At 59.1% G+C, this 592-nt stretch carries 1 protein-coding gene; it reads right to left on the minus strand.

Going from position 1 to position 592, the window contains the following annotated elements:
* Nucleotides 1-144: 144 nt before the first annotated feature.
* Nucleotides 145-399 carry a methylase gene (locus tag S2M10_RS20970; RefSeq protein ID WP_247650946.1) on the minus strand — a complete coding sequence of 85 codons (255 nt, stop codon included), beginning with the start codon at nucleotides 397-399 and terminating at the stop codon, nucleotides 145-147.
* Nucleotides 400-592: the final 193 nt, after the last annotated feature.

Consider the following 592-nt stretch of genomic DNA (forward strand, 5'->3'; position numbering starts at 1 on the left):
TTGGTTCCTTCGACTTGTTCAGGTCGAGGGAACCGTAATTATCTGGAGTGAAATCATGGAAAACCGAAGGAAACCTGCGTCTCTCGCCGCCACGCTCGACATAAACTGCGACTGCAAAGAATATGTCTAATGTGGAGCTCCACATTAGACGTATTCCCGGGGCGAGAGGTCGATCTCGAGGTCCGCGCGGTCGTCGGGGCTGAGCGCGCCTAGTCTCCGGTCAAGAATGGACTCGGCCGTCGTGACGAGCTGCATCACGACTGACTGCCCCGCGGCGAGATGCTCGTGGACCGCGGCGATGACGGTGGGGAGCTTCATGGAGAGCAGAACCTGTCCGAAAAAGCGCTGCTTCGTGGACTCGAACCGCGAGCGCGCGGATGCCTTGGCGCCGCTGTTCAAAGTCGCGTTCTCAAGCGCATCGACGATGCCGGTCAGTTCGAGCGCCTTCTCCAAGTTCTGGTGAATGATCGATTATCGCGAGGTCGCGGTAATGCGCAGGAACGCGGCGTAGCCACCGAATTCCCGTGATAGTGGGCGCGGTTGCTGCGCATTATATTGGTTGCGAACCTCGGCGGTCCCTGGACCAGCTGAG

It is taken from the genome of Sphingomonas sp. S2M10, from assembly GCF_012650175.1.
In the GTDB taxonomy this organism is placed as follows: domain Bacteria; phylum Pseudomonadota; class Alphaproteobacteria; order Sphingomonadales; family Sphingomonadaceae; genus Sphingomonas.